This window comes from Streptomyces lienomycini (assembly GCF_027947595.1).
GTDB classification, from domain to species: Bacteria; Actinomycetota; Actinomycetes; order Streptomycetales; family Streptomycetaceae; genus Streptomyces; species Streptomyces lienomycini.
The window spans coordinates 3,218,342-3,236,178 of record NZ_CP116257.1; the positions used below are offsets into that span (position 1 = coordinate 3,218,342).

Consider the following 17,837-nt stretch of genomic DNA (forward strand, 5'->3'; position numbering starts at 1 on the left):
CGCCGGGCCATGAAGTGGCAGCAGGTGCAGGACGGTCCGTCCGCGGTGTACGTGGTGGTGCTCGACCCGGACGAGGACGCGGTCGCCGAACTGACCGCCTTCGCCCGTGACCGGTCGCTGGGCGCCTCCCAGGTGACCGCCGTCGGCGCCTTCTCCGAGGCGGTCGTCGGCTGGTTCGACCGGCAGGCCAAGGACTACCGGCGCATCCCGGTCCGGGAGCAGTGCGAGGTGCTGTCCCTCGTCGGGGACATCGCCGTCGCCGACGACGGACCCACCCCGCACCTGCACGCCGTACTCGGCCTGTCCGACGGCTCCACCCGCGGCGGCCACCTGCTGTCCGGCCGGGTCTGGCCGACGCTGGAGGTCGTCGTCCGGGACAGCCCCGCCGAGCTGGCCAGGACCCACCGTCCCGACATCGGCCTCGCCCTGATCGACCTGGGCTGAACCGGCCGGCGCGCGGCGGTTTACCGCCCCGGGCGCGGGCTACGCGGGTGGGGGGGGCGGGCGATCCCGCACCGACACCCCGGGAGGCACGCGATGACACAGCGCGTACGAGACGTGATGTCACCGGCCGCGGTGGCCGTCGAACCCATGACGACCGTGACGCGGGCGGCCCGGCTGATGCGCGAGGAGGACGTCGGGGACGTCCTGGTGACCTACGACTGCGACCTGTTCGGCGTGCTCACCGACCGCGACATCGTGCTCCGCGGCGTCGCCGACGGCCGGGACCCGGACACCACCACGGTCGGCGCGGTGTGCACACCCCCGCCCGTCGTCACCCTCGCACCCGACGACACCACCGACCGGGCCGCGGAGCTGATGCGCCGCCACGCCGTGCGCCGGCTCCCCGTCGTCGAACACGGCGGCGTCCCGGTCGGCGTGGTCAGCCTCGGCGACCTCGCCGAAACCGACGACCCGCACTCCGCGCTCGCGGACATCAGCCGGGCCGCACCCGGCCACTGACACCCGGCCGTCCGCACCGTCCCACCGCCGGGGAGGAACCGCATGAGCGACCGACGCGGCCCGCACCGGGCCACGGAACCCGTCCCGCGTTCACGCTCTGGCGCGTTCGGCCGGCACCACCCGCGCACCGGCACCGAACCGCTCCGCGCGCAGAGCCCGCTGCGGCTGAGGCTGCTGCTCTCCGGCGTCTTCCTGCCGCTGTTCGTCGCGGGCGCCGTGTTCTTCGGCGTGTGGGCCGCCGACACCGGATCCGGCGACAACCCGGGCCGCGGCATGCTCGTGGTCATCACCGTGGTGTGCGGGGCACTGGCCCTGCTGGCGGCGGCCGACCTGCTGGTGGTGATCCGCCGGCTGCGCGGCGAACGCGGCGCCCCGACCCGATGAACGAGGAACGAGGAACCCGGGTGAGGCGTCAGTCGGGCCGCACCGCCCGCGACCGCGCCCCCTGCCGCAGCCGTTCGCGCTGGACCGGCCGGTAGGGCAGCCCGCGCGGTCGGCGACCGTGCCGGACGGTGAGCGCCGCGCACATCCCGGCCGCGCCGACCGCGGCGGCGGACCCGGCGGGACCGCCGCCCACCACCAGGACGTCGCAGCGGCCCCCGTGCCGGGCGGGCCGGGGCGGCAGGGCGACGGTGCGGGACTCGCGGGGCTCTTCGAGGAGCGGCATCGCTCACCTCCGGGGTCAGGCGTTCAGCGGCCGGGGCTCGGTGCGAGGCGGCCGCCCCCACCTGTCGCCCCGTCACCCGCCGCCCCCTCACGCGCCGGTCCGCCGCCCGCGGCGGCTGTGCCCGACCGGTCCACGGGGGCGATCCCCTCCAGCAGGGACCCGCAGCGCTCGCACGTCTCCCGGGCCGAGGCGGACAGCTCCCGCATCCGGGACCGCAGGTCGTCCCCGCGCCGCGGATACTCGTCCCACAGCCGGTCCACCTCCGCCAGCAGCAGCCCGGCCTGCTCGCGCGCCACACCCACCAGCGCCGGGGCACCCAGCCGGCGCGCGAAGTCGAAGACCTTGCCCGAGTACGGCAGCGGCAGCACCGGTACGCCGGTGAGCGCGGCGAAGATCACGAAGTGCAGCCGCATGCCCACGGCCACGTCGAGGTGGCGCATGAAACCGAGGACCTGCCCCGGGCTGTAGTCGCCGTGCAGGATGCGGCCCTGGTCCGGGGCGCTCATGTGGGACAGCACGGCGTGCGCGTGCCGCACGTCGTGCCGCTCCATCGGCAGGAACACCACCCGCGCGTCCAGGCGCCGGACCAGGAAGTCCGCGACGTCGGCGAGCAGCGCGTGGTAGTCGCCCTCGTCGAGCTTCTCGGCGGCCCGCCCCGGCTCGCGCACCGACATCCCCACCAGCCGGGTGCCGGACGGTATCCCCTCGTCGCGCATCATCGCCTCGGTGAACGGCTCCGGGGCCAGCAGCAGCGCCGGGTCGGCGGTGACGGTGACCTCCCGTTCCAGACCGACCTCCTCGAGGACCAGCCGGGACTCCTCGTCCCGCACCACGACGTCGTCCATCTCCGCCAGCACCGCGCGCACCGCTTCCCGGTCCTCGGCGTCCCTCAGCGGCCCGGCGCCGACCGCGTAGGCGAAGGTGGGCACGTGGCGGGTCTGGGCCGCGCGCACCAGCCGCAGGTAGCGGCGTGCCTCGCCGTCGTAGAGGATCCCGCCGCCGCCCAGCACCAGCAGGTCCAGTCCGGGCAGCACGTCCAGGACGTGGTTGCGGCTGACCCCCTCCCAGGGCACCACCTCGTCGGCCTCCGCGTGGTGGGCGCGGGTGTGCTCCGCGTCGCGACTCAGCACGACGAGGCACGCGTCCGGCCGCCGGGTGCGCAGACAGGCCAGGACGCAGGTCAGGATCGCCTCGTCGCCGGTGTTGAAGCCGCCGTAGGAACCCAGCACACCGATGCGCGGCCCGGGCCGGGCGGGAGGGGGACGCGAGGGCGCGGTGGTCATCCGGGGCTCCCCTCACGTCGGAGTCGGACGGCGCGCGCCGGTCACGGCGCGCGGACGGCGCACCGTGCCGGGTTGCCTGCGCCGCGTCCCGGAAACACCCTGGCCAAGAACCCGTACGCGATCCCGTCCCGCACACCGCCCCCAACGACCTCCCCCCCCGTTCGTACGAGGAGCACCGGTGAACGTCTCCCTCAGCACATGGCTGCTGACCGTCGCGGGCCTGTGCGTCCTCGTCGCCGCCGACTTCTTCATCGGCCGCAAGCCGCACGACGTGTCCCTCCGGGAGGCCGGGATCTGGACGGCCGTATGGGTGGTCCTGGCCTGTCTGTTCGGGGTGGGACTGCTCGTGGTGGGCGGCGGCGGGCCATCCGGCGAGTTCTTCGCCGGATACATCACGGAGAAGTCGCTCAGCGTCGACAACCTGTTCGTCTTCGTGCTGATCATGGCGAAGTTCGCGGTGCCCTCGCAGTACCAGCAGCGGGTGCTGATGGTCGGCGTCCTGGTCGCCCTGGTGCTGCGCGCCGTCTTCATCGCGGCGGGCGCGGCGATCATCTCCGCCTTCTCCTGGGTCTTCTACCTCTTCGGCGCCTTCCTGATCTGGACCGCCTGGAAGCTGATCCAGGACGCCCGCGGGGGCGGGAGCGCCGACGGGCACGAGGAGTACGAGGAGAACAAGCTGCTGAAGTCAGTCGAGCGCCGCTTCGGCGTCGCCGACCGGTACCACGGCACCAAGCTGTGGGTGGAGGAGAACGGCAGGCGGGTGATGACCCCGATGCTGGTCGTGATGCTCGCCATCGGGTTCACCGACATCCTCTTCGCCCTGGACTCCATCCCCGCCATCTACGGGCTGACCCAGGACCCGTACATCGTGTTCACGGCCAACGCGTTCGCCCTGATGGGCCTCAGACAGCTGTACTTCCTCATCGGCGGCCTGCTGAGGAAGCTGGTCCACCTCTCCTACGGTCTGTCGGTCATCCTGGGCTTCATCGGCGTCAAGCTGGTGCTGCACGCGCTGCACGAGTCCGGCGTCCACGTCCCCGAGATCGGCATCCCGTTCTCGCTCGGCTTCATCGTGCTGGTCCTCGCGGTCACCACGGCGTCGAGCCTGTGGGCCACCCGGCGACGGGAACGGGCGTGACGTCCGCCCCCGGTGCGGCGGCTACTCCACCAGCTCCTGGGTGCCCAGGACCGTGAGCAGGGCGAGCCGCTCCGCGTCGGGGGTGTCCGGTTCCGCCGTGTAGACCATGATCCGCAGATCGCTTCCGGCCACCCCGAGGACGTCGCAGTCGAGCGTGACGGGGCCCACCCGCGGATGGTCGACGGTCTTGCGTGCCGCCTCGTGCCGGCCGACGGCGTCCGCCCGCCACAGCTCGTCGAACCGCTCGCTGCGGGCCCTCAGTGCGGCGACCAGCCGGGCGAGCCGCCGGTCGGCGGGATAGCGGGTCGCGGTCGCGCGCAGGTCCGAGACGAGCGCGGCCTCGAAGGCGCGGCGCTCCCGCGGCGTGTACCGGGCCCGGCTGCCCGGCCCGACGAAGTTGCGCCACACGCCGTTGCGCTCCGGCCCGTGCCACCGGGACGGGTCGCCCATCAGCGCGGCGTAGGGCGGGTTGGCCAGCAGCAGCGTCCACATCGCGTCGTACACGGCCACCGGGGTGCCGGCCAGCCGGTCGAGGAGCCGGTGGACGCTCGGCGGAATGTACGCGGGGACGGCCCCGGAACCAGGCTCCACCAGCCCGGCCAGCCGGAACAGGTGCGCGCGCTCCTCGGCCGGCAGCCGCAGCGCCCGTACGAGGGCCTCGACGACCTGTGCCGACGGGTTGGCCGCCCGCCCCTGTTCGAGACGGGTGACGTAGTCGACGGAGACACCGGCCAGCAGGGCCAGCTCCTCGCGCCGCAGGCCCGCCGCCCGCCGGTGCCCGCCCGCGGGCAGCCCGGCCGCCTCGGGGGAGACCCGGTCCCTGCGCAGCCGCAACGCCCGCCCGAACTCCGTAGCCGTCATGCCCCCAGTGAACACCGCGGACGACCCGTCTTCCTGGTACCCCTGGTCCCAGGAAGACGGGACGCCTGGCTGCCGCCACCACCGCGCCGCAGGCTGGGCCCCATGACCACCACACTGATCACCGGAGCCAACAAGGGCCTCGGCTTCGAGACCGCCCGCCGGCTCGTCGCCGCCGGCCACACCGTCTACGCCGCCGCCCGCGACCCCGAGCGTGGACGCCGCGCCGCCGGGGAACTGGGCGCGCGGCCGCTCGTCCTGGACGTCACCGACGACGCCTCCGTCGCCGCCGCCGTGCGGACGGTGGCCGCCGACGGCGGACTCGACGTGCTGGTCAACAACGCCGGCATCGAGCAGCGCGGCGCGCACAACTCCGTGACCGGCGCGCAGGACACCACCGCCGACCTGCTGCGCACCGTCTTCGAGACCAACGTCTTCGGCCTGGTGCGGGTGACCCACGCCTTCCTCCCGCTGCTGGGCCGCTCCGCCGCGCCCGTCGTGGTCAACGTGAGCAGCGGCCTGGCCTCGCTGACCGGACTCGCCTCGCCGGACGGCCCCGGGTACGGCTACCCGGGCCTCGCCTACCCGGCGTCCAAGACCGCGGTCAACGCGCTGACCGTGCAGTACGCGAAGGCGTTCCCGACGATGCGGGTCAACGCCGTCGAGCCGGGCTTCACCGCGACCGACCTGAACGGCCGCACCGGCACGCAGACCGTGGCCGAGGGCGCCGAGGTCATCGTCCGGATGGCCCGACTGGGACCGGACGGGCCCACCGGGGGATACGTCGACGCGTCGGGCCCGCTGCCCTGGTGACGCCTCAGCGGCCCGCGGGCGTGGGCCTGCCGCGCGAGACCACGCGGGTGCCGTGGCCGTCGACGACGCGGGCCTGGAGGGAACCGCAGGCGCACCGGGTCCACAGCGTGCCGCCCGCCGCGGTCGGGTGCGCGGACACCACCTGGAAGGGCTCGGCACCGTCGGGCCACCCGCAGTGCGGGCAGACGACACCGGTCGTGCTGGACATGGCGACTCCTCGTGCGTGAGTGGTACGTCGGAAGGCTGGTGCGGATCGTGGGCCCACCGGGGCGCCACTGACAGGGTGCGGCCACGGATCCGTTCACGTCCAGGTTGACTTTACGGACTCCACCGTGAAGCGTGCGCTTCATGATTGATCTGCGCAGGCTGCACGTGCTGCGGGCCGTCTCCCACTACGGCACCGTCACCGCGGCGGCCCGCGCCCTGCACTTCACCCCCTCGGCCGCCTCCCAGCAGATCCGGCAGCTGGCGCGGGACCTCGGCGTCGACCTGCTGGAGCCGCAGGGGCGCGGGGTGCGGCTCACCGCGGCCGCGGAGAGCCTGCTGGGACACGCCGACGCGATCGAGGCCCGCTGGGACGAGGCGGAGCTGGAGCTGCGGGCGGGGGAGGGGGCCCTCGCGGGACCGCTGCGGGTGACGGGTTCCTCCGTGGCCGTCTCCGTCCTGCTGGCCCCGTTGGCGGCACGGCTGCGGGAGTGCCACCCGCGGCTGTCGGTGCGGATCCGGGAGGTCGAGGTCGCGGAGAGCTTCGACCTGCTCTTCGAGGGGGAGAGCGATCTGGCGGTGGTGGAGGCGACCCCGGCCAGTCCGCCGTCGGCCGACGCGCGCTTCGACCAGCGGCCGCTGCTGGACGACCCGTTCGACCTGGTCGTCCCCGCGGACCATCCGCTGGCCGGACGGGACGGCGCCGACCTCGCCGACGCGGCGCACGAGGCCTGGATCGCGCCGATGCCGCAGAGCCCCTGCCGGACGCACGTCATGTCGGCCTGCGGTGCCGCCGGGTTCACCCCCGACGTGGTCCATCACGCGGTGGACTGGAACGTCACCGCCCACCTGGTCGCCCACGGGCTCGGCGTCGCGCTGGTGCCCCGGCTCGCCCGGCTCGCCCCCGAGCTGCCGATCGTCCGGGTGCCCTGCGCGCACCGGCCGCACCGCAAGCTGCTCACCTGCACGCGCGGCGGCGGTCACCGGCGCCCGGCGGTCGCGGCGGCGCTGGCGGAACTGCGCACGCTGGCCGCGTCCGCGATGGCCTGACGCGCGCCCCCGACGCGGGACGCGGGACGTACCGCGTCCGCCCGGACGCACGACGGGACCGGAGCTCGCCCGAGCTCCGGTCCCGTCGTGCGTGGTGCGGACGCCGGTCAGGCGGCGACGGCCTCGTCGGCGTGACCGTGCAGCCGGGCGACGACCTCGGTGAGCTGTGCGGCGACCTCGGCGTCGTCCGCCGGGTGGGTCTCGGCGAAGCGGGTCATCGAACCGGGGATCGACAGCTTGATGTCCTCGATCACCTTGCCGCCGGCGATGCCCACGGCCTTGCGGGCCTCGTCCTGCGCCCACACGCCGCCGTACTGGCCGAAGGCGGTGCCGACCACGGCGACCGGCTTGCCGGTGAAGGCGCCGACGCCGAAGGGCCGCGACAGCCAGTCGATGGCGTTCTTGAGGACGGCCGGGATGGTGCCGTTGTACTCGGGCGAGAAGAGCAGGAAGGCCTGCGCGCCCTGGGCGGCCTCGCGCAGCTTCACGGCGGCGGCCGGGACGCTGCCCTCGACGTCGATGTCCTCGTTGTAGAAGGGGATGTCGGCGAGCCCCTCGAACACCTGCACCTCGGCGCCCTCCGGTGCGAACCTGACGGCCGCCTCGGCGAGCTGGCGGTTGTGCGAACCGGCGCGAAGGCTGCCGACGAGCGCGAGAATGCGGACAGACATGAGTACTCCCAATGCAGGAACGGGTGGCGGAGCGGGAACAGCGGAAACGGCGGACGCAGGGCGGTGCCGAAACACCGCCGCAACAATCCGGACCGGGGTCCGTTTAATTTCTAACATCCCAAACGGACCGCGGTCCAGTTTTCTTCCCGATGCTTTACGCTGGCGACATGCCCGCCACCCTGCCGCCCTTCCCGCAGCCTCAGGAGAACGTCGGTCCGACCGAGTTGCTGCAACTCGGCGCCGGGACCGAGGAGGGCGAGCCCTGCCTGCGCGCCGACGCCGCGCGCAACCGCGCCCGGCTCCTGGAGGCCGCCGAGCGGCTGGTCGCCGAGCACGGCGCGGCCGCCCTCACCATGGAGGCGGTGGCCACCGCGGCCTCGGTGGGCAAGGGCACGGTCTTCCGCCGCTTCGGCGACCGCACCGGGCTGCTCGCGGCGATGCTCGACCACTCCGAGCGCAAGTTCCAGGCCGCGCTCCTGAGCGGTCCGCCGCCCCTGGGACCCGGCGCACCGCCGGTCGAGCGACTGCGGGCCTTCGGCTGCGCGCTGCTGAGCCGCTCCGTCGACCAGCTCGACCTGCTCCTGGCCGGGGAGCCCGGCCCCGAACGCCGCCACACCTTCCCCCCGCGCCGCTTCCTGCGCCAGCACGTGGCGCTGCTGCTGCGGGAGGCCGTGCCGGACGCCGACAGCGAACTCCTCTCGCACACCCTGATGGCCTACCTCGACGCCGCCCTCATCCACCACCTCACCGAGCAGTGCGGGCTGCCCGCCGAACGCGTCCGGGCGGGCTGGCTCGACCTCGTCGCCAGGGTGACCCGCACCGCCACCCCGTCCTGAACTCCGCGCGCGGCACACGGCGTTGACCCGCCCGCGGCCCCGCGCCCGGCTTCTGCCAGGATGCGGTACGTCATGGTGCAGATACCGAATCCGCCGTCCCCCGACTCCCCGGCCCCGCGTTCCGTCCCCACGAGCGCCGACGTGGCCCGCCTGGCCGGCGTCTCGCGCGCGACCGTCTCCTACGTCCTCAACAACACCGGCGCCGTCCGGATCAGCGAACCCACGCGCCGCCGCGTCCACGAGGCCGCCCGGGAACTGGGGTACGTCCCGCACGCGGCGGCCCGCTCACTGCGCGCCGGACACAGCCGCATGGTCCTGATGCCGACGCCGTCCTTCCCCGCGGGCCCGCTCTACACCCGCTTCCTCGGCGAGCTGCAGTGGGCGCTCGGCCGCCTCGACTACACCGTCGTGCAGTACGGCACCGCCGCCCCGCACGAGGAGGACGCCGCCCGCGCCTGGGCCGAACTGCGCCCGGTCGCCGTCCTCGCACCCGCCTCCGACCTCGGCCCGCGCGGCGTGGACGTCCTCAAACGGTCCGGGGCCCGGGCGGTCCTCACCCTCGGACCCGAGCCCGTCGACGGAGCGCACGCCCTGCTCACGGACCAGGAAGGCGTCGGCCGCGGCGCGACCCGACACCTCTACGACCGAGGACGCCGCAGCATCGGCGTCGTCGTGCCCGCGGAGAGCGGACTGGACGTCTTCTCCGCCCCGCGCCTGGCCGGCGCCCGCCACGCGGTCGAGGGCACCGACGCCACCGTCACCGTCCTGCCCCTCGCCTACGAGGAGCAGGACGCCGCACGTCTCGCCGCCCGCTGGGGCTCTCTGGGGCTCGACGCGGTCTTCGCCTACAACGACGAGTACGCGATGCTGCTGATGCGGGCCCTTCAGGACGAGGGACTCGACATCCCCGGCGACGCGGCCGTCATCGGCGCCGACGACCTGATGCTGGGCCGGCTGCTGCGGCCCCGCCTGAGCACCGTCCACCTGGAGCTGCCCGCCGGCCGGGACCTGGCCGCCCTCGTCGACCGGGCCGTGCACGACCCCGGCGCCCCGCCCGAGCGCCACAAGGTGCTGGGCGCGACGGTGGTGCACCGGGAGTCGAGCTGAGCGGCGGCCGGACCGCCCGCTACTGGCCGCCCTCCTGGCCCGCCTGGGCCTGCTGCTCGGCGACGGCCTTGCGGACCTCGTCCATGTCCAGGTTCCGGGCCTGGCCGATCACGTCGGTGAGGGCCGCCTCCGGCAGCGCGCCCGGCTGCGCGAACACGGCCACCTGGTCCCGCACGATCATCAGCGTCGGGATCGAACTGATGCCGAAGGCCTGCGCCAGCTCGGGCTGCGCCTCGGTGTCCACCTTGCCGAACACCAGGTCCGGATTGGCCTTGGCCGCCTTCTCGTAGACCGGCCCGAACTGCTTGCACGGACCGCACCACTCCGCCCAGAAGTCGATCAGCACGAACTCGTTGTCCGTGACCGTCTGGTCGAAGTTCTCCTTGGTGAGTTCCACGGTGCTGGTCATGAGGTAATCCCTCTTCCTGGTATCGGGGGAGTAGCCGTCGGCACAACACTGCCGACCTGGTGGGTATTCCGCGCACGTACCCATGTGGCCACGTCGCACACCACCCACCAGACTGGCCCCATGACGCAATCGGATTCCCTCACGTACGACGTCGTCGTGATCGGCGCGGGCCCCGTCGGCGAGAACGTCGCCGACCGCACCCGCGCGGCCGGGCTGTCCACCGCGATCGTGGAGAGCGAACTGGTCGGCGGCGAATGCTCCTACTGGGCCTGCATGCCCAGCAAGGCCCTGCTGCGCCCGGTCATCGCCCGCGCGGACGCCCGCCGCCTGCCCGGCCTCGCCCAGTCGCTCCAGGAGCCGCTCGACGCGGCGGCCGTCCTCGCCCGCCGCGACGAGTTCACCTCGCACTGGAAGGACGACGGCCAGGTCCAGTGGGTCGAGGGCATCGGCGCCGACCTGTACCGCGGCCAGGGACGCCTCGCCGGACCGCGCGCCGTGGAGGTGGCCGCCCCCGACGGCACCCGCCGGACCCTGACCGCCCGGCACGCGGTCGCCGTGTGCACCGGCAGCGGCGCCGCACTGCCCCCGCTGCCCGGACTCGCCGAGGTGCGCCCCTGGACCAGCCGCGAGGCCACCAGCGCGAAGAGCGCGCCCGGCCGCCTCATCGTGATCGGCGGCGGAGTCGTCGCCGTCGAGATGGCCACCGCCTGGCAGGCCCTCGGCTCCCGGGTCACGATGCTGGTCCGCGGCGACGACGGCCTGCTCGCCCGCATGGAGCCGTTCGCCGGGGAACTCGTCGCCGAGGCGCTCACCGAGGCCGGCGTGGACATCCGCACCGGCGTCTCCGTCGAGTCCGTCACCCGCGAGAACGGCACCGTCGTCGCCGTCACCGACACCGGCGACCGCCTGGAGGCCGACGAGATCCTCTTCGCCACCGGCCGGACGCCCCGCACCGGCGACATCGGCCTGGACACCGTCGGACTCGAACCGGGCTCCTGGCTGGAGGCCGACGACAGCCTTCGGGTGCCGGGCCACGACTGGCTCTACGCCGTCGGCGACGTCAACCACCGCGCCCTCCTCACCCACCAGGGCAAGTACCAGGCGCGCATCGCGGGCGCCGCCATCGCCGCCCGCGCCTCCGGCGTGCCGATCCTGGAGTCCGACCCGTGGGGCGCGCACGCCGCGACCGCCGACCACGACGCCGTGCCCCAGGTCGTGTTCACCGACCCCGAGGCCGCCTCCGTCGGCCTGACCCTGGCCGAGGCCGAACGCGCCGGACACCGCGTCCGCGCCGTCGACGTCCCCATCGCGGTGGCGGGCTCCAGCCTGTACGGCGACGACTACAAGGGCCGCGCCCGCATGGTCGTCGACCTGGAGGACGAGATCGTCCGCGGCGTCACCTTCGTCGGCCCCGGCGTCGGCGAGCTGATCCACTCCGCGACCGTCGTGGTCGCCGGCCGGGTGCCGGTGAGCCGCCTGTGGCACGCGGTCCCCTCCTACCCGACGATCAGCGAGGTGTGGCTGCGGCTCCTGGAGACCTACCGGGACAACTGACCGGGCCCTTCGCGCCGGTGCGGGCCCGGCGGCCGCTCAGACCGCCGGGCCGGGCAGCTCGAACCCCAGCGCCGACGCCGCCCGCTCCGGCGTCGGCTGGGACCACAGGTGCGCCACCGCGGCGTTGGACGCCAGCGAACGCGACTCTGCCCGGTCCAGGTACAGCGTGCCGTCGAGATGGTCCGTCTCGTGCTGCACGATCCGGGCGGGCCAGCCCGTGAACACCTCGTCCACCGCCCGCCCGTGCTCGTCCCGCGCCGACAGCCGCACCCGGGCGTGGCGCGCGACGACCGCCTGCCAGCCCGGCACGCTCAGACAGCCCTCGTAGAACGCCGCCCGCCCGCCGCCGAGGGGCTCGTACGACGGATTGACCAGCACCCGGAAGGGCTGCGGCACCCGTCCCCGCGCCACCCGCACCTCGTCCGGCACCGGCGCCGGATCCTCGATCACCGCGATCCTGAGCCCCACCCCGACCTGCGGCGCCGCCAGGCCGACGCCTGGAGCCGCGTGCATGGTCAGGCGCAGCGCCCCGACGAACCGCGCGAGCAGCGCGGGCTCCAACTGTCCGTCGAACGGCTCGGCCGCCCGCCGCAGTACCGGGTCGCCCGCGGCGACGACGGGCAGCGGGCCGTCGACGGCGAGCAGTTCCTCGACCCGCTCGGCGAGCGGGGCACGATCACTCGGAGTTCCCATCGCGCCAGGATGCCACGGCGTACCGGACCCACCGGCGCCGCCGAAGCGGCGGTGACACGCGAGGGCGCGGCGGTGACGTGCACCGCCGCGCCGTTCACGCGTCGTTCAGGCGTCACTCATGCGCCGCTCAGAGGCCGGCGAAGTCGCCCGCGAGGGCGGAGGCGATCCGCAGCTGGGTGTCGGCCTCCTCCTGCCGCCCCTGCCGTTCGAGGGTGCGGCCCAGCATCAGCCGGGCGTACTGCTCGACGGGATCGCGCTCGACGACGACCCGCAACTCGGCCTCGGCCCGACGCAGTTGGGCCGAGTGGTAGTAGGAGCGCGCCAGCAGCAGCCGCGGTCCGGTCTGCTCGGGCACCTCCCCGACCAGCGCGTCCAGGACGCGTGCCGCGGCGGCGTAGTCCTTGGCGTCGAAGAACATCCGCGCGCGCTCCCAGCGCTCCGCCGGTGTTCCGTGGTCGTAGTACGTCGTGTCCACTGGTGACCTCCATCGGTGCACTGCAACCACGCCGTACGGTTGAAAATTCCACAAGTTGGCGTCCGCCCGGTCCGCCCGGTCCGCCCGTCCGTCCAGGCCCCTCAGCTCCGGGCGGCGGTCCTGGGCCGGAGGATCTCGTCCATGGACTGCTCGCGCCACCGCTTCAGGAGCGCGTGGAAGGCGACGGCGCCGTGGGGGTAGGCGGTGGGGCCGTTCGGCCGGCCGCGCCCCTCGGCGTTGTAGTAGCCGGGGGTGCACTCGGCGTGGAACCACTCGTGGTCCGGCGCGTTCTCGGCGAGCGAGGCGATCCAGGCGTCCTCGGCCTCGGGGGACGGTTCGACGAGGCAGTCCCCGGCCTCGGCGGCCGCGACGAGTGCCGCGGCGTGCACGGCGTGTTCGTCCAGTACGTGCGTGTAGTTGACGCTGCTGGCGCTCTGCGTCCCGCCGAGCTGGATCAGGTTCGGGAAGCCGTTGCCCGTGAAGCCGTGCAGCGTGCGCGGGCCCCGCGCGGCCCACGCGTCGCGCAGCAGTGTGCCGCCCCGGCCGGTCACGGGCAGCCGCCCCGAGTGGACGCCGGAGACCCCGACGGAGAACCCGGTGGCGAAGACCAGGCAGTCCAGGGCGTACTCGGTGCCGCCGACCACGACGCCGTGCGCGGTCATCCGCTCGATGCCGTGGGTGTCGGCCGTGTCGACCAGGGTGACGTTGTCCCGGTTGAACGCGTCGAGGTACAGGTCCGAGAAGGTGGGGCGCTTGCACGCGTACCGGTACCAGGGCTTGAGCCGGTCCGCCGTGGCCGGGTCGGTGACGATCTCCTCGACACGCGCCCGGATCCCGTTCATCCTGCCGGCGTCCGCGATCTCGTAGGCCGCTTCGAACGCGGCCCGGTCGCCCGGCGGCCGGCGGAAGCTCGGCAGGAGCTTCTCCAGGAGTGCGGCCGACGCGGTCCACCCGTCCGCGACGAGGTCCTCCCCGGCGTCCTCGCCCGAGACGATGCGCAGGAAGTTGTCGCGCCGCGCGCTCGCCCAGCCGTGGTGGTCGGCGCCGACGTCCCGGGCGGTGGTGCGGCGGTTGGCGCGGACGTCGACGCTGGACGGAGTGCGCTGGAAGACGTACAGGTGCCCGGCGTCCTCGGCCAGCTTCGGCACGACCTGGACGCCGGTGGCCCCGGTGCCGACGACGCCCACGCGCTTGCCCGCGAGGCCGCTCAGACCGCCGTCCGGGGTGCCTCCCGTGTAGGCGTAGTCCCAGCGCGAGGTGTGGAAGGTGTGGCCCTCGAAGTCCTCGATGCCCGGGATGCCAGGCAGCTTCAGATCCGAGAGGGTCCCGGTGGCCGTGACGGCGTAGGTGGCCCGGAACTCGTCGCCCCGGTCCGTCGTGACGGTCCATGCCTCGCAGGCGTCGTCCCAGGTCAGTGACGTGACCGCGGTGGAGAACAGGGCGTCCGCGTACAGGTCGCACTTCTCGGCGATGCGCACCGCGTGCCGGCGGATCTCCTCCCCGGGCGCGTACTTCCACTCCGGCACGTAACCGGTCTCGTCGAGCATCGGCAGGTACACGTGCGACTCGATGTCGCAGTGGATCCCCGGATACCGGTTCCAGTACCAGGTGCCGCCGAAGTCACCGCCCTTCTCGACGACGCGGACACGCGCGACGCCCTGCCCGCGCAGCCGTGCCGCCGCGAGGATGCCCCCGAACCCGCCGCCGACGACCGCGACGTCCACCCGGTCCCGCACCGGCTCGCGCTCGGTGGGCCCGGCCGTGTACGGGTCGGCGGCGTAGTAGCCGAACCGGGCGTCGGCGCCGAGGTACTGCCGGACCCCGTCGGGGCGCACGCGTCGCTCCCGCTCGGCCCGGTAACGCTCCCTGAGTCCGGCGAGCGCCTCCGGTGTCAGCTCCTGTGAACGTGTCATGTGGGGGCCCTGCTTCCTTCCGGTTCGCTGCCAGGAGGCCGTCCCGTCCATGAACAGAGCGCGCCGTCACAGGACTTGAGCAGCCATGCACTACGGTAACAACAACCGGACAGCGTTGTCCGGTTCGTGTGGCGGTTGCTTCCGCATACTTTCGGACAGGAAGAGTGATTCGCATGCGACGACTCCCCACCCGCCCGCTGGCCGTGCTCGCCGCGATCGGGGTGCTGGCCCTCGCCGGATGCGGTACGCAGCCGGCAGGCGCCCCGGCGGACCCGGGCGGCGTCCCCGGAGCGGACCGGACCATCCGCGCGCAGCAGGTCATGCGCCTGACGCAGGTGCACGAGCAGACCGGCATGACCCTCCTGGAGGGGCCCGTCCTCGACGAGCACGGCCGGCTCCTCGTCGTGGACGTCACCGCCCCGGCCGGCGAGCCGAAGGTGCTGCGGGTGAATGTCCGGAAGAAGACGTCGGAGCAGCTCCACACCGACGACCGCGGCACCTACACCTCGGCCCAGTTCAGCCCGTACGACGGGCGGATCTACCTGACCGACTTCTCGCACGGGGACATCGTCAGCCTGGCACCGGACGGCGGTGATCCGCGCACCTTCTTCTCCGGCGAGGTCGACGGGGCGCCGATGAACCCGGACGACCTCGCCTTCGACCGGGAGGGCAACCTGTACGTGAGCGACTCACGCGGCATGGCCGACGGCGCGGCCCACGGCCGCGTGGTGCGCATCGACCGTACGGGGAAGGACGCCACCGTCCTGGCCGACGGCCTCGCCGCGCCGAACGGCATCTCCTTCGACGCGGACTACCGGGGGCTGTGGTTCAGCGAACTGACGCAGAACCGCATCTCCTACCTCCGCCTGGACGCCGACGGCGCCGTCTCCTCGCGCCACACCGCCGTCCGGGTCGACGGCGGCGTCGCGCAGACCGACTCCATCGCCGTGGACGCGGACGGCAACCTCTACCAGGGACTGCACGGCCGCCCCGCGATGGCGGTGTACAGCGAGAACGGTGAGCGCCTGGCGACCGTCGAGGTCCCGGCCCGCGCCGCCGACGGGCTGGAATCCGCGACCAACGTGGCCATCACGCCCGGCGGGACCCGGGCCTACATGACCGTCAGCGGACCGGACGGCGGTTACCTCTACACCTTCGACGCGCTGGCGCGGGGGGTACGGCAGTCCAACGGCGGCTGACGCCCGCGCCCGTCCTCACTCCCCGGCGGGCCGCACCGGGCCCACCTCGACGCCGAGCAGCCGCCAGGCCGCGCGCGCCCGGTGCTCCCGCTGCTCGCGGGCCGCGCCGGTCACGGCCCCGGAGACCATGCCGACGGCGATCATCAGGTCGTCGGGTTCGGCGGCGAGCGGATGGCTTGGCGGCAGATGCCTGCGCAGGGCCGTCTCCACGCGCCGGGACAGCTCCAGGGCGTACGCGGGGACGGCGGCACGGCTGCCCGCCCCGTCGATGTGCAGCATGCTGATGAAGGCCGCCGACTCCTTCAGGTGCCAGGTCAGGACGCCGAGGACGCGTGCCAGGTCGGTGTCCTGACCGGCCGTCCGCTCGATCTGCCCGACGTTCTCCTCGAGCACCGCGCTCGCCACGGCGGCCCGGTCGGGGAAGTGCCGGTACAGCACCCCCTGGCCGACACCGGCCCGGCGTGCGATCGCCGACAGCGGCGCGTCCAGCCCCTGCTCCGCGTAGACCTCCCGGGCGGCGGCGACCAGTGCGGCCCGGTTGCGGGCGGCGGCCCTCGGGCCACCGCTCGCGGGCCGCCGGGTGTCGGTGCCGGGCACGGGTCGCTGCGTCACCCCGAGAGGGTATCGGGTCGCCCCGGCCGCCCCCGGCGGCGGAAACGACCGGTCGGCCGCCCGGTCCGGCGCGGGTGCGCCGGTCCGGGCGGCCGAGTCCGGTCAGCGGCGGCCGAGCGGCTCACCGACGGCCGAGCGGCCCGGTGGGGCCGCGACGGCTCAGTGGTGGCCGTGCGGCCGCAGCCACTGCGGTCGGTGTCCGGTCGGGCGACGGGGTCCGGCCGGCTCGTCCGCGCTGCTGCCGGGACGGCCCTCGAGGCGGTCGTTCAGCGCGTCACGCTCGGCGGAGGCCCGCTCGGCGGTTGCCCGTTCCCTGCGCCGCTTCTTGCCGCGGTGGCGAGCCAGCACGGTCCCGGCCAGGAGCATCCACATGCCCAGGCCGAAGATCAGTGTCAGGGCGATACCGCCGAGGAACGCCCCGAGCGTGCTGATCGTGAATGGCTCGCTCCCCAGCAGGGTCACGGTGTAGTCCGGACCGCCGGACAGGTTGTACGCGATCAACAGGCCTGCGAAGGCGGCGGCGCCCGCCATGAGCAGGAGACCCAGCACCAGCATGTTTCTCACCTCGTCGCACGTGGATGTCGTCCATCCGGGTCACCATGAGGAATCAGGCAAAACGCATGAATCGGGCTTGGTGGTGCGGGCGGGCGAAAGTCCGGTCCGCGCCGGGTACGGGAGGGCGGGACGCGGGTGAGGTGCGGTGGCGACCTACGCTGGCGGCCAGCACCTCACACCCCCCGGAGAAGGAGACCAACCCGTGGATCTGCGAGCGGCCCTCGCCGCCCACCGCCTTGTCGCCATCGTGCGCGGAGACGACGCCGACGCCGCGCTGCGCACCGTACTGACCCTGGTCGAGGAGGGCCTGGAGCTCATAGAGGTGTCGCTGACCGGCAAGGACGCCCTTCGGGTCATCGAACGGGCCAGGGCGGCCCTCGGCCCCGGACGGCCCCTGGGCGCCGGAACGGTCCTCACCGCCGACGACGCCCTCGCCGCCCACCGCGCGGGCGCCGACTTCGCCGTCACCCCCGGCCTGGGGGAGGGCGTCACGACGGCCCGCGCGTGCGGCATGCCCGTACTGGCCGGGGTCATGACACCCACCGACATCATCGCGGCCCGCGCCCTCGGCGCCACCGCGTTGAAGATCTTCCCGGCGGCCCAGGCGGGCGGACCGGCCTACGTCAAGGCCCTGCGCGGCCCCTTCCCGCACGACCCCCTCGTGCCCGTCGGAGGCGTCGACGAGGCGGCGGCCCGCGCCCATCTGGCGGCGGGTGCCACGGCGGTCGGGGTCGGTTCCCCACTGATCGGCGACGCCGCGGACGGAGGCAGCCTCGACGACCTCCGCGTCCGCGCCCGCGCCTTCCGCGCCGCGGTGCGGGAGGCCCGGCCGTGACC

General features: G+C 74.1%; 22 protein-coding genes. 11 read left to right on the top strand and 11 right to left on the bottom strand.

The window, feature by feature from the left end; translation table 11 throughout:
- The first annotated feature begins 9 nt into the window (after positions 1–9).
- The 3 genes from BJ961_RS14420 (at position 10) to BJ961_RS14430 (ending at position 1,347) form a co-directional block, all read left to right on the top strand.
- On the top strand, positions 10–444 hold the full coding sequence (locus BJ961_RS14420; RefSeq protein ID WP_271413212.1) for a PPC domain-containing DNA-binding protein: 435 nt from the start codon (positions 10–12) through the stop codon (positions 442–444).
- 93 nt (positions 445–537) lie between these two features.
- The gene (locus tag BJ961_RS14425; protein WP_271413213.1) at positions 538–963 is read left to right on the top strand and encodes a CBS domain-containing protein; all 426 of its coding nucleotides are present in this window, start codon (positions 538–540) and stop codon (positions 961–963) included.
- A gap of 42 nt (positions 964–1,005) precedes the next feature.
- Positions 1,006–1,347 carry a DUF6343 family protein gene (locus BJ961_RS14430; protein ID WP_271413214.1) on the top strand — a complete coding sequence of 114 codons (342 nt, stop codon included), beginning with the start codon at positions 1,006–1,008 and terminating at the stop codon, positions 1,345–1,347.
- 28 nt (positions 1,348–1,375) lie between these two features.
- On the opposite strand, the gene BJ961_RS14435 is transcribed toward BJ961_RS14430, so the two are convergent.
- Both BJ961_RS14435 and BJ961_RS14440 read right to left on the bottom strand, forming a co-directional pair.
- Positions 1,376–1,630: a hypothetical protein gene (locus BJ961_RS14435; RefSeq protein ID WP_271413215.1), complete on the bottom strand. Its 255-nt coding sequence runs from the start codon at positions 1,628–1,630 to the stop codon at positions 1,376–1,378.
- A gap of 23 nt (positions 1,631–1,653) precedes the next feature.
- Positions 1,654–2,913, bottom strand: coding sequence for a polysaccharide pyruvyl transferase family protein (locus BJ961_RS14440; RefSeq protein WP_271413216.1), 1,260 nt, complete (start codon positions 2,911–2,913; stop codon positions 1,654–1,656).
- 178 nt (positions 2,914–3,091) lie between these two features.
- On the opposite strand from BJ961_RS14440, the gene BJ961_RS14445 reads away from it, so the two are divergent.
- Positions 3,092–4,051: a TerC family protein gene (locus BJ961_RS14445; protein WP_271413217.1), complete on the top strand. Its 960-nt coding sequence runs from the start codon at positions 3,092–3,094 to the stop codon at positions 4,049–4,051.
- A 21-nt stretch (positions 4,052–4,072) separates the two neighbouring features.
- Here the strand turns inward: BJ961_RS14445 and BJ961_RS14450 are convergent, their stop codons facing one another.
- Positions 4,073–4,912 carry a helix-turn-helix transcriptional regulator gene (locus tag BJ961_RS14450; RefSeq protein ID WP_271413218.1) on the bottom strand — a complete coding sequence of 280 codons (840 nt, stop codon included), beginning with the start codon at positions 4,910–4,912 and terminating at the stop codon, positions 4,073–4,075.
- A gap of 102 nt (positions 4,913–5,014) precedes the next feature.
- Between BJ961_RS14450 and BJ961_RS14455 the strand changes: the two genes are divergently transcribed.
- A complete protein-coding gene (locus BJ961_RS14455) occupies positions 5,015–5,722 on the top strand; it encodes an SDR family NAD(P)-dependent oxidoreductase (RefSeq protein WP_271413219.1) in 708 nt (235 codons plus the stop codon).
- Between the two features lie 4 nt (positions 5,723–5,726).
- Here the strand turns inward: BJ961_RS14455 and BJ961_RS14460 are convergent, their stop codons facing one another.
- On the bottom strand, positions 5,727–5,930 hold the full coding sequence (locus BJ961_RS14460; RefSeq protein ID WP_271413220.1) for a hypothetical protein: 204 nt from the start codon (positions 5,928–5,930) through the stop codon (positions 5,727–5,729).
- Between the two features lie 140 nt (positions 5,931–6,070).
- Here BJ961_RS14460 and BJ961_RS14465 point away from each other — a divergent pair, with 140 nt between their 5' ends.
- On the top strand, positions 6,071–6,976 hold the full coding sequence (locus tag BJ961_RS14465) for a LysR family transcriptional regulator (protein WP_271413221.1): 906 nt from the start codon (positions 6,071–6,073) through the stop codon (positions 6,974–6,976).
- Between the two features lie 107 nt (positions 6,977–7,083).
- Here the strand turns inward: BJ961_RS14465 and BJ961_RS14470 are convergent, their stop codons facing one another.
- Positions 7,084–7,647: an NADPH-dependent FMN reductase gene (locus tag BJ961_RS14470; protein ID WP_271413222.1), complete on the bottom strand. Its 564-nt coding sequence runs from the start codon at positions 7,645–7,647 to the stop codon at positions 7,084–7,086.
- A 167-nt stretch (positions 7,648–7,814) separates the two neighbouring features.
- On the opposite strand from BJ961_RS14470, the gene BJ961_RS14475 reads away from it, so the two are divergent.
- On the top strand, positions 7,815–8,483 hold the full coding sequence (locus tag BJ961_RS14475; RefSeq protein ID WP_271413223.1) for a TetR/AcrR family transcriptional regulator: 669 nt from the start codon (positions 7,815–7,817) through the stop codon (positions 8,481–8,483).
- A 72-nt stretch (positions 8,484–8,555) separates the two neighbouring features.
- Positions 8,556–9,590, top strand: a complete 1,035-nt coding sequence (locus BJ961_RS14480) for a LacI family DNA-binding transcriptional regulator (protein WP_271413224.1) — start codon at positions 8,556–8,558, stop codon at positions 9,588–9,590.
- A 19-nt stretch (positions 9,591–9,609) separates the two neighbouring features.
- Here the strand turns inward: BJ961_RS14480 and trxA are convergent, their stop codons facing one another.
- Positions 9,610–9,999, bottom strand: a complete 390-nt coding sequence (gene trxA / locus BJ961_RS14485; protein ID WP_271413225.1) for a thioredoxin — start codon at positions 9,997–9,999, stop codon at positions 9,610–9,612.
- A gap of 120 nt (positions 10,000–10,119) precedes the next feature.
- Here trxA and BJ961_RS14490 point away from each other — a divergent pair, with 120 nt between their 5' ends.
- Positions 10,120–11,553 (top strand): dihydrolipoyl dehydrogenase family protein, encoded by a 1,434-nt coding sequence (locus BJ961_RS14490; RefSeq protein ID WP_271413226.1) that lies wholly within the window; start codon positions 10,120–10,122, stop codon positions 11,551–11,553.
- A gap of 36 nt (positions 11,554–11,589) precedes the next feature.
- Here BJ961_RS14490 and BJ961_RS14495 read toward each other — a convergent pair whose 3' ends face one another.
- From BJ961_RS14495 to BJ961_RS14505, 3 genes are all read right to left on the bottom strand, one after another.
- On the bottom strand, positions 11,590–12,246 hold the full coding sequence (locus BJ961_RS14495) for a peptide deformylase (RefSeq protein ID WP_271413227.1): 657 nt from the start codon (positions 12,244–12,246) through the stop codon (positions 11,590–11,592).
- Positions 12,247–12,373: 127 nt separating this feature from the next.
- Positions 12,374–12,721, bottom strand: a complete 348-nt coding sequence (locus BJ961_RS14500) for a tetratricopeptide repeat protein (protein WP_271413228.1) — start codon at positions 12,719–12,721, stop codon at positions 12,374–12,376.
- Between the two features lie 101 nt (positions 12,722–12,822).
- Positions 12,823–14,634 (bottom strand): flavin-containing monooxygenase, encoded by a 1,812-nt coding sequence (locus tag BJ961_RS14505; protein ID WP_271413229.1) that lies wholly within the window; start codon positions 14,632–14,634, stop codon positions 12,823–12,825.
- Between the two features lie 173 nt (positions 14,635–14,807).
- Here BJ961_RS14505 and BJ961_RS14510 point away from each other — a divergent pair, with 173 nt between their 5' ends.
- Positions 14,808–15,833, top strand: a complete 1,026-nt coding sequence (locus BJ961_RS14510; RefSeq protein ID WP_271413230.1) for an SMP-30/gluconolactonase/LRE family protein — start codon at positions 14,808–14,810, stop codon at positions 15,831–15,833.
- 15 nt (positions 15,834–15,848) lie between these two features.
- Here the strand turns inward: BJ961_RS14510 and BJ961_RS14515 are convergent, their stop codons facing one another.
- Together BJ961_RS14515 and BJ961_RS14520 are read right to left on the bottom strand one after the other, a co-directional pair.
- Positions 15,849–16,445 (bottom strand): TetR/AcrR family transcriptional regulator, encoded by a 597-nt coding sequence (locus tag BJ961_RS14515; RefSeq protein ID WP_271413231.1) that lies wholly within the window; start codon positions 16,443–16,445, stop codon positions 15,849–15,851.
- A gap of 159 nt (positions 16,446–16,604) precedes the next feature.
- Positions 16,605–17,000: a hypothetical protein gene (locus BJ961_RS14520; RefSeq protein WP_271413232.1), complete on the bottom strand. Its 396-nt coding sequence runs from the start codon at positions 16,998–17,000 to the stop codon at positions 16,605–16,607.
- A gap of 202 nt (positions 17,001–17,202) precedes the next feature.
- On the opposite strand from BJ961_RS14520, the gene BJ961_RS14525 reads away from it, so the two are divergent.
- Complete coding sequence (locus BJ961_RS14525) at positions 17,203–17,835, top strand: bifunctional 4-hydroxy-2-oxoglutarate aldolase/2-dehydro-3-deoxy-phosphogluconate aldolase (protein ID WP_271413233.1); 633 nt, start codon at positions 17,203–17,205, stop codon at positions 17,833–17,835.
- The last annotated feature ends 2 nt before the right edge of the window (positions 17,836–17,837 follow it).

Excerpts from the sequence above, each read along its gene's own strand:
- BJ961_RS14420 (WP_271413212.1), top strand. The coding sequence starts at position 10 with ATGAAGTGGCAGCAGGTGCAGGACGGTCCGTCCGCGGTGTACGTGGTG.
- BJ961_RS14425 (WP_271413213.1), top strand. The coding sequence starts at position 538 with ATGACACAGCGCGTACGAGACGTGATGTCACCGGCCGCGGTGGCCGTC.
- BJ961_RS14430 (WP_271413214.1), top strand. The coding sequence starts at position 1,006 with ATGAGCGACCGACGCGGCCCGCACCGGGCCACGGAACCCGTCCCGCGT.
- BJ961_RS14435 (WP_271413215.1), bottom strand. The coding sequence starts at position 1,630 with ATGCCGCTCCTCGAAGAGCCCCGCGAGTCCCGCACCGTCGCCCTGCCG.
- BJ961_RS14440 (WP_271413216.1), bottom strand. The coding sequence starts at position 2,913 with ATGACCACCGCGCCCTCGCGTCCCCCTCCCGCCCGGCCCGGGCCGCGC.
- BJ961_RS14450 (WP_271413218.1), bottom strand. The coding sequence starts at position 4,912 with ATGACGGCTACGGAGTTCGGGCGGGCGTTGCGGCTGCGCAGGGACCGG.
- BJ961_RS14455 (WP_271413219.1), top strand. The coding sequence starts at position 5,015 with ATGACCACCACACTGATCACCGGAGCCAACAAGGGCCTCGGCTTCGAG.
- BJ961_RS14460 (WP_271413220.1), bottom strand. The coding sequence starts at position 5,930 with ATGTCCAGCACGACCGGTGTCGTCTGCCCGCACTGCGGGTGGCCCGAC.
- BJ961_RS14465 (WP_271413221.1), top strand. The coding sequence starts at position 6,071 with ATGATTGATCTGCGCAGGCTGCACGTGCTGCGGGCCGTCTCCCACTAC.
- BJ961_RS14470 (WP_271413222.1), bottom strand. The coding sequence starts at position 7,647 with ATGTCTGTCCGCATTCTCGCGCTCGTCGGCAGCCTTCGCGCCGGTTCG.
- BJ961_RS14475 (WP_271413223.1), top strand. The coding sequence starts at position 7,815 with ATGCCCGCCACCCTGCCGCCCTTCCCGCAGCCTCAGGAGAACGTCGGT.
- BJ961_RS14480 (WP_271413224.1), top strand. The coding sequence starts at position 8,556 with ATGGTGCAGATACCGAATCCGCCGTCCCCCGACTCCCCGGCCCCGCGT.
- trxA (WP_271413225.1), bottom strand. The coding sequence starts at position 9,999 with ATGACCAGCACCGTGGAACTCACCAAGGAGAACTTCGACCAGACGGTC.
- BJ961_RS14490 (WP_271413226.1), top strand. The coding sequence starts at position 10,120 with ATGACGCAATCGGATTCCCTCACGTACGACGTCGTCGTGATCGGCGCG.
- BJ961_RS14495 (WP_271413227.1), bottom strand. The coding sequence starts at position 12,246 with ATGGGAACTCCGAGTGATCGTGCCCCGCTCGCCGAGCGGGTCGAGGAA.
- BJ961_RS14505 (WP_271413229.1), bottom strand. The coding sequence starts at position 14,634 with ATGACACGTTCACAGGAGCTGACACCGGAGGCGCTCGCCGGACTCAGG.
- BJ961_RS14510 (WP_271413230.1), top strand. The coding sequence starts at position 14,808 with ATGCGACGACTCCCCACCCGCCCGCTGGCCGTGCTCGCCGCGATCGGG.
- BJ961_RS14520 (WP_271413232.1), bottom strand. The coding sequence starts at position 17,000 with ATGCTGGTGCTGGGTCTCCTGCTCATGGCGGGCGCCGCCGCCTTCGCA.